The following is a 7,980-nucleotide window of genomic DNA, read 5'->3' as shown; positions in this document are numbered from 1 at the left end:
GTTGGTGGGGCGTGAGCATCAGTGCTCCGTAAGTTGTTAGGCGGCCCGGGAGGGCCGGATGTGGCTGATCGGTGCTTGCCTTCCGTGGCTCCCGAGGAGTGGCCGTCCGGCTCTCCTGGGCGCCCTGGCCACTGATTGAAATGCGCGGATTAGTCGCTGTTTACGGAGCTGATGGCGGGGTGTCCCTCGGGCCGATGGAATGCTGTTCGGAACGAGGAGGGGCGGGTGGACCAGCGGCGCGATCGGCTGTGGGCCGGCATCGACGCAGGTAAGGGCCATCACTGGGCCGCGGTCGTCGACGAGACCGGTGCAACAGTGTGGTCGAAGAAGATCGATAACGACGAGTCCGCGATCCTTGGCGCAGTCGGCGAGATCCTGGACCTTGCCGACGACGTCAGCTGGGCCGTGGACATCTCCGGCACCGCTTCCGCGTTGCTGCTGGCCCTGCTCGCCGCCCACGGCCAAGAGGCCGTCTACGTGCCGGGCAGAACGGTCAACCGCATGTCCGGTGCCTACCGGGGCGAAGCCAAGACCGACGCCCGCGACGCCTACGTCATCGCTGAAACCGCTCGCCACCGCCGGGATTTCACCGCCATCGCGGTGCCCGCCCAGCTCGCCGCCGAACTGGCCTTGCTGACAGCCCACCGATCCGACCTGGTCGCCGACCGGGTGCGGATGATCAACCGGCTGCGGGACGTGCTGACCGGCATCTTCCCCGCGTTGGAGCGGGCCTTCGACTACTCGTCGCACAAGGGCGCGCTGGTGCTGCTGACCGGCTACCAGACCCCGGCCGCGATCCGCCGCCGTGGTCGGGCACGGCTCACCGCCTGGCTGGCCCACCGCAGTGTGCGCGGCGCGGACGCCGTGGCCACCACCGCCTTGGAGGCCGCCGAGGATCAGCACACCTCGCTGCCTGGCGAAGACATAGCTGCCCAGATCGTCGCCGACCTGGCGGCTCAGATCCTGGCGTTGGACGACCGGGTCAAGCGCCTCGACAAGCAGATCCGCGAAGCTTTCCGGACGCATCCTCAAGCCGAGATCATTGAGTCGCTGCCTGGCATGGGGCCGATCCTGGGAGCCGAATTCGTCGTTGCCGCCGGCGACATCGCGTCGTTCGCCGACGCCGGGAACCTCGCCTCCGCAGCCGGCCTGGTGCCCGTCCCACGGGACTCCGGGCGCCGGACCGGCAACCTCCACCGGCCCAAGCGCTACAGCCGCCGCCTGCGCCGGGTGTTCTATCTGTCGGCACAGACCAGCATCATCCGTGAGGGACCCAACCGGGACTTCTACCTCAAGAAACGCGGCGAGGGGCTCAAGCACGTCCAGGCCATCATCGCCCTGGCTCGACGGCGCGTCGACGTGATGTGGGCACTCCTGCGCGACAACAGAGTCTTCACCCCCGCCCCGCCGGTCGCGCAGGCGGCTTGACTCAGTCATTGAAACTCCTCGTCGAGCTGGCGGCAGTGCCTCGAATGTGGGTACGTTAAGAGGTACGTTCGTACCCTGTCAATTACCGGAAAGAGGCAAGAAGAAGGCCGCCCCCTGGTGATTCGTCGTAGGTGGCAGCGTCGACCGACGAGAACTGGCCGCTGTCGACGTCGGTGTGCCGGGCATGCGCACGAGCAGCGTCGGCGTTTGCTGATCCCGGCATCCGGCGACACCGTCCTCTTCGAATCGCATAAATGTTCGATGCTGGTCTAGGGTGGTGTCATCACCCCGGAGGGGCCGGAGTGGCAATGCGGGACAGGGGGCAGTCAGTGGCGAGGTGGTCCAGGTGCGCGGTTTTACGCATCTGCACGCCGTTTCCGGGTTCTCCCTGCGGTACGGCGCCTCGCACCCCGAGCAGCTTGCGGAGCAGACCGCCGCGCGGGGGATGGACGCGGTCGCTCTGACCGATCGGGACACCCTCGGCGGGACTGTTCGTTTCGCCAAGGCCGCAGGTCGGGCCGGTGTCCGTCCCCTGTTCGGAGTGGATCTCGCGGTGGAGGCGCCTCCCGAAGCGGCTGGACGCACGGAACGGCGACGCGCACCGGCTCGTGGCGGCGCCTTCGTCGACGAGTCGGCCCAGCGCGTGGTTTTCCTTGCGCGGGACGGTGCCCGCGGCTGGGCCGAGCTGTGCCGGCTGGTGAGCTCGGCGCATGCGGAGACCGAGAAGGACCGACGCCCCCTGCTGCCCTGGGACGCCCTCGGTGGGGACCATCTCACCGTGCTGCTCGGCCCCGCCTCGGACGTCGGCCGCGCCCTGGCCGCTGGGCGACCGGACCGCGCCGCCCAGCTGCTCGCGCCCTGGCGGGAGCGGTATGGGGACGCGGCGCTGCGCATCGAGGTCGTCTGCCATGGCCGCAGTGGCACCGGCTCCGGTTCGCTGCGGCTGGCGGCCCGCGCCCTCGGCTTCGCCGCCGACCAGAGGATCGCGCCCGTCCTGAGCAACGCCGTGCGGTATGCCGACCCCGGCCAGGGCCCGGTCGCGGATGTCCTGGATTCCGCGCGCCGTCTGGTGCCGATCGACACGCGCGGCGAGCGCGATTGTGGCGAGCGGTGGCTCAAGCCGCCAACGGACATGGCGCGCATCGCCGAGCAGGTTGCCGAGGCCGCCGGATACCGGGCGAACACTGCCCGCCGGTTGCTTGAGGTCACCGAGGAGGCCGCCGCGGCGTGCCGTGTCGACCCCGAGGACGACCTGGGGCTCGGCCGGGTGCACTTTCCCGAACCGGAACTCGTCGGCGCCCGCCGGCGGACCCCCGACCGGGTGCTGCGTTCGACGTGTGCCGCCGCCATGCTGCGGCACCGCTACGACCGTGATCGCCGCCACTGGGAGCGGCTCGAAGACGAGCTGCGCCTGATCGAGAAACTGGGGTACGCCTCGTACTTCCTCACCGTCGCCCAGGTCGTCACCGACACCCGTGAACTCGGTATCCGGGTCGCCGCCCGCGGCTCCGGCGCGGGTTCCCTGGTCAACCATCTCCTCGGGATCGCCACCGCCGATCCCGTCGAGCACGGTCTGCTCATGGAGAGGTTCCTGTCCGACCGGCGCACGGAACTGCCCGACATCGACATCGACGTGGAGTCCGCCCGCCGTCTGGAGGTCTACCGGGCGATCATCGACCGCTTCGGCACGGAGCGGGTGGCCACCGTGTCCATGCCGGAGACCTACCGGGTGCGGCACGCCGTACGCGATGTCGGCCTTGCCCTCGGCCTGGACCCAGCTGAGGTGGACCGACTTGCAAAATCGTTTCCTCATATCCGGGCCCGGGACGCCCGCGCCGCTCTGCGGGAACTACCGGAACTGCGCGGCATCGACCCGGAGTCGTACGGCCCGCACATGTGGGACCTGGTCGAGGCTCTGGATGCGCTCCCACGAGGCATCGCCATGCACCCGTGCGGCGTGCTGCTCTCCGACGCGACCCTGCTGCACCGCACCCCGGTCATGCCGACCAGTGGCGAGGGCTTCCCCATGTCCCAGTTCGACAAGGAGGACGTGGAGGATCTCGGCCTGCTCAAGCTCGACGTACTCGGCGTACGCATGCAGTCCGCCATGGCGCACGCCGTCGCCGAGATCGAGCGGAACACCGGGGAGCGTATCGACCTGGACGACGCCACCCAGGTGCCGCCGGACGACCCGAAGACGTTCCAGCTGATCAAGTCCTCGCAGACCCTGGGCTGCTTCCAGACCGAGTCACCCGGCCAGCGCGACCTCATCGCCCGATTGCAGCCCGAAACCTTCCACGACCTCGTCGTCGACATCTCGCTGTTCAGACCAGGACCTGTTGCGGCCAACATGGTCGATCCGTTCATCAAATCCAGGCACGGGCGCCAGGCGCCCCGCTGTCCGCACCCCGACCTGGAGCCCGCGCTGCGGGAGACGTACGGCGTCGTGGTCTTCCACGAACAGATCATCCGGATCCTGTCTGTCATGACCGGCTGCACCCCGGCCTTCGGTGACTACACGCGGCGGGCGCTGTCGAACGCCGACCAGCTCGGACGAGTACGGGCATGGTTCGCGCAGGAGGCCCGCAGACGGGGATACGAGGAGGAGGTCGTCGAGCGGACCTGGGAGATAGTCGAGGCATTCGGGGCGTACGGCTTCTGCAAAGCGCACGCAGTGGCCTTCGCGGTGCCCTCGTACCAGTCGGCGTGGCTGAAAGCTCATCATCCGGCAGCCTTCTACGCAGGGCTCCTTACACACGACCCGGGGATGTATCCGAAACGACTGCTGCTCGCGGATGCCAGGCGGCGGGGCGTGCCGATTCTGCCGCTGGATGTAAATGCGTCGGACGCCGCCTATCGAATCGAACTGGTGTCCGATATGGAGAGTGGTCGCCCCGTCCGCGGGATCCGGCTCGCTCTATGTGACGTGCGCGGGATGAGTGAGAGCGAGGCGGCGCGAATCGTCGCAGGGCGCCCCTACAGCTCGCTCCAGGACTTCGCTTCCCGGGCCCGGCCATCCCGGCCCGTCGCCGAACGCCTCGCCCAGGTCGGTGCGTTGGACACCTTCGGCCGCAACCGCCGCGACTTGCTGCTGCACCTCGCCGAGCTGCATCGCAGCCAGCGGAGCTCTGCGCAGGGCCAGCTGACGCTGGGGGAGGTTGACACGGCCCGCAGTGCGGTCGCCCCCGCCGGCCTGCCCGACCTGGACGACGCTGAACGACTCGGAGCCGAGCTCGGGGTGCTCGGCATGGACACCTCCCGCCATCTCATGGGCGACCACCGGGAGTTGCTGGAAGAACTCGGAGTCGTCTCCGCGAAACGGCTGAAGGACCTGCCGCACGGCCAGGTGGTGCTGGTCGCCGGCGCGAAAGGAGCCGTTCAGACCCCGCCGGTCCGCTCCGGCAAACGCGTCATCTTCACCACGCTCGACGACACGACAGGGCTGGTGGACTGCGCGTTCTTTGAGGACAGCCACGAAGCCTGCGCCCACACCGTGTTCCACTCCTGGCTGCTGCTCGTGCGCGGAGTGGTGCAGCGCCGTGGCGGAGGCAGCGGGAAGGCGCTGTCGGTGACCGGCTCCGCCGCCTGGGATCTCGCCGAACTGGCCGGGCTGCGTCGCGAAGACGGCCTCTCGGCGGTGACGGAACGACTCACCCAGGCCGATTCACCACCAGGCAGAGCCGCGGGCAGCCGCAGCCTCCACCTGGAAACCGGTTACGCACTGCATCCCTGGGCGGATCTGCAGCCGCCCGGTGAGTCCGTCAAACAGAGCCGCAAGCTGTGGCACCAGAGCCCCGGGAGCGCAGGATGAACATCCTTTACATCCACTTCCATGACCTGCGGGACGAGCAGCTCTACAGCCGTCTTCTCACCCTGCTGGCCGAGTACACCCCCCTGGTGCAGGCACTGCCACCGGATGCCGCGCTGGCCGATGTCTCCGGCAGCCTGCGCTACTTCGGTGCGGACGCCACGGCACTGGCCGAGCGCATCCGGGCGCGCACCGGTGGGCTGTACGGGCTCCGTTCGACAGTCGGCGTCGCTGCGAACCCGCTGCTCGCCCGCATGGTCGCGGTCGACGGCCCGCCCTCGGCAGTCCGTACCTTGCCCGACGACATCGACACAGTCACCGCCTTCCTCGCGCAGAAACCCACCGCCGCTCTGCAGGGCGTGGGACCGGTGACCGCCCGGACCCTGTCCTCGTACGGCTTGGACAGCGTCGGCAGGATCGCCGCCGCACCACTCGGCACGCTGCAGCGCATCCTGGGCGCCACCGCCGGACGCCACCTCCACGACGCGGCCCGCGGCCTCGATCCCACTCCAGTGATCCCCTCAGCCCCGCCCCGCTCGATGAGCGTCGAACACCACTTCACCCAGGACGAGTTGGGCCGGAACCGACAGCGCGCCGCCCTGCTCGCGCTCACCGACCGCCTCGGCCTACGGCTGCGCGGCGAGTCCCAGGCGGCCTGTGCTCTCACTCTCACCATCCGCTACGCAGACCGCTCGACGACAACTCGCACCCGCAGGCTGCCCGAACCCACTGCCCACACGCGCTCTCTGACAGCACTCGCCTACGACCTCCACGACCGACTCGCTCTTCAGCGCGCCCGCGTCCGCACGATCTCCCTGCGGGCGGAGAACCTGATCGCCGCCGAACGGGCCTCCCGCCAACTGCTCTTCGAGCCGACCGATGAGAAAGCCCGCCGCCTCGAGGCCGCCGCCGATCGCGCCCGAGACCGGTTCGGTACGGAGGCGGTGCAGCCGGCAGGAGCGGCGGCGATCCGTGTCGCCTGATCAGACGCTTCCCGAGAGCGGTAGCACTCTCAAGGCGGTCGGTCTGATCGGGCCTTATCGGTACCACCGCGGTGTAAGGGCACGCAGGTGTGCCCGGACGGCATCGATGTACGCATTTTCGAGGGGCTGCAGCGCACTGAGATCGATCACGGTCGGCGGGATGTCCACAGCAGCGCCGGGCTCGCGGGCAACCGGATGATGGCGGCGATGGCGGCCGGCGCGTCCGCGCCGGGGGAAGCCACCTGGGTGCCCATCGGGCAGGCGGCCGACTGGCTGTACCCGCGACCGGTCACCCCGGTGGAACCTTCGGCGCAGCTGGGCGCCGGCCTGACGCTGGGCCGGGACTGCCTCGACCCGGCGCGGCAGCACCGGGCGGTCCTGGGACTCGCCGACCGGATCGGCCAACGCCTGCGCGCCGAACGCCAGATCGCCGGTCGGCTCACCCTCACCGTGCGGTATGCCGACAGCGCCTACCGTCAACTCTCCATGGATCCGGGCGACGACCGGGCCCGCGCGGCCGAAGCCGCCGCCGACCGTGCCCGCCGCCGGTTCGGCCCCCGAGCGGTACGAGCGGCCGCTCTGGCTGAAGTTACTGGAAAGTTTTACTGACGCGTAACTTCACGCTTGCACTACCCGTCCGTAACTTGATGGATGAACAGCATCCTCGTGATCCGGATCACAGGGCGTAAGGCCGTCGCAACTCCCTTGAGCCGCAAGGAGATCACCCGATGCTGCCCTGGAAGCGAGTGCTCAGACCCCTGACCGCGCTACTCCTCGCCGCCGCCGTCGCCACCGTCCCCGCCGCCACCGCCCATGCGTCCAGCGCCCCCAGCACCGGCTGGAACGACTACTCCTGCCACCCCTCGGCCACCCACCCCCGCCCCGTGATCCTGGTCCACGGCACCCTCGGCAACTCCGTCGACAACTGGCTGTCCCTCGCCCCGTACCTGGAGGACCGCGGCTACTGCGTCTTCTCCCTCGACTACGGCCAGCTGAACGGCGTCCCCGTCTTCTACGGCCTCGGCCCCATCGCCGCGTCGGCCCAGCAGCTCTCCGCCTTCGTCGACAAGGTGCTCACCGCCACCGGCGCCGCCAAGGCCGACCTCGTCGGCCACTCCCAGGGCGGCATGATGCCCCGCTACTACCTGAGATTCCTCGGCGGCGCCGCCAAGGTGAACGCCCTCGTCGGCCTCGCCCCCGACAACCACGGCGCCACCCTCAGCGGCCTCACCAACCTGCTGCCGTACTTCCCCGGCGCCTCGGACCTGGTCAAGGCCACCACCCCCGGCCTCGCCGACCAGATCCCCGGCTCCGCCTTCCTCACCCAGCTCAACGCGGGCGGCGACACCGTCCCCGGGGTGCACTACACGGTCATCGCCACCAAGTACGACGAGGTGGCCACGCCCTGGCAGAGCCAGTACCTGAGCGGCTCCGACGTCACCAACGTCCTGCTCCAGGACCTGTGTCCGCTGGACCTCTCCGAGCACGTGGCGATCGGCCTCTTCGACCGGATCGCCTTCCACGAGGTGGCCAACGCGCTCGACCCGGCCCACGCCACCGCCACCACCTGTGCGTCGGCGTTGAGCTGAGCCGCCGCCCGGCCGCACCCCGCCGGGGCCTGTCCGACCTGAGCCGCCGGTCAGGCCCCGGAGTCGTGGGCGATCGGGGAACCACCCCAGGAAACCGTGGGATCGCCTGCTGCCACAGACCTGGCACCACCACCGACAGCCCCCTCTCGTGCTCTCCGCCGGACCTCAAGCC

General features: G+C 69.6%; 4 protein-coding genes and 1 pseudogene. All 5 read left to right on the top strand.

Annotated elements, in window-relative coordinates; translation table 11 throughout:
• The first annotated feature begins 225 nt into the window (after positions 1-225).
• Positions 226-1,428 (top strand): IS110 family transposase, encoded by a 1,203-nt coding sequence (locus tag ABZ646_RS34500; RefSeq protein WP_360527867.1) that lies wholly within the window; start codon positions 226-228, stop codon positions 1,426-1,428.
• Between the two features lie 346 nt (positions 1,429-1,774).
• Positions 1,775-5,239, top strand: a complete 3,465-nt coding sequence (locus ABZ646_RS34495) for a DNA polymerase III subunit alpha (RefSeq protein ID WP_360527864.1) — start codon at positions 1,775-1,777, stop codon at positions 5,237-5,239.
• Positions 5,236-6,219: a hypothetical protein gene (locus ABZ646_RS34490; protein WP_360527861.1), complete on the top strand. Its 984-nt coding sequence runs from the start codon at positions 5,236-5,238 to the stop codon at positions 6,217-6,219. The genes ABZ646_RS34495 and ABZ646_RS34490 overlap by 4 nt, the downstream gene beginning before the upstream one ends.
• 162 nt (positions 6,220-6,381) lie before the next feature.
• Positions 6,382-6,828, top strand: a pseudogene (locus ABZ646_RS34485) (ImpB/MucB/SamB family protein); the annotation flags it as partial.
• A 119-nt stretch (positions 6,829-6,947) separates the two neighbouring features.
• Positions 6,948-7,808, top strand: coding sequence for an alpha/beta fold hydrolase (locus ABZ646_RS34480; protein ID WP_360527858.1), 861 nt, complete (start codon positions 6,948-6,950; stop codon positions 7,806-7,808).
• The last annotated feature ends 172 nt before the right edge of the window (positions 7,809-7,980 follow it).

Origin of the sequence: Streptomyces sp. NPDC007162, assembly GCF_040634175.1 — a bacterium.
Classification (GTDB): domain Bacteria; phylum Actinomycetota; class Actinomycetes; order Streptomycetales; family Streptomycetaceae; genus Streptomyces.
This window is presented reverse-complemented; position numbering and strand designations above follow the sequence as displayed.

What these genes read in the sequence shown, in the direction of transcription:
- ABZ646_RS34490 (WP_360527861.1), top strand. Translation starts at nt 5,236, where the DNA reads ATGAACATCCTTTACATCCACTTCCATGACCTGCGGGACGAGCAGCTC.
- ABZ646_RS34480 (WP_360527858.1), top strand. Translation starts at nt 6,948, where the DNA reads ATGCTGCCCTGGAAGCGAGTGCTCAGACCCCTGACCGCGCTACTCCTC.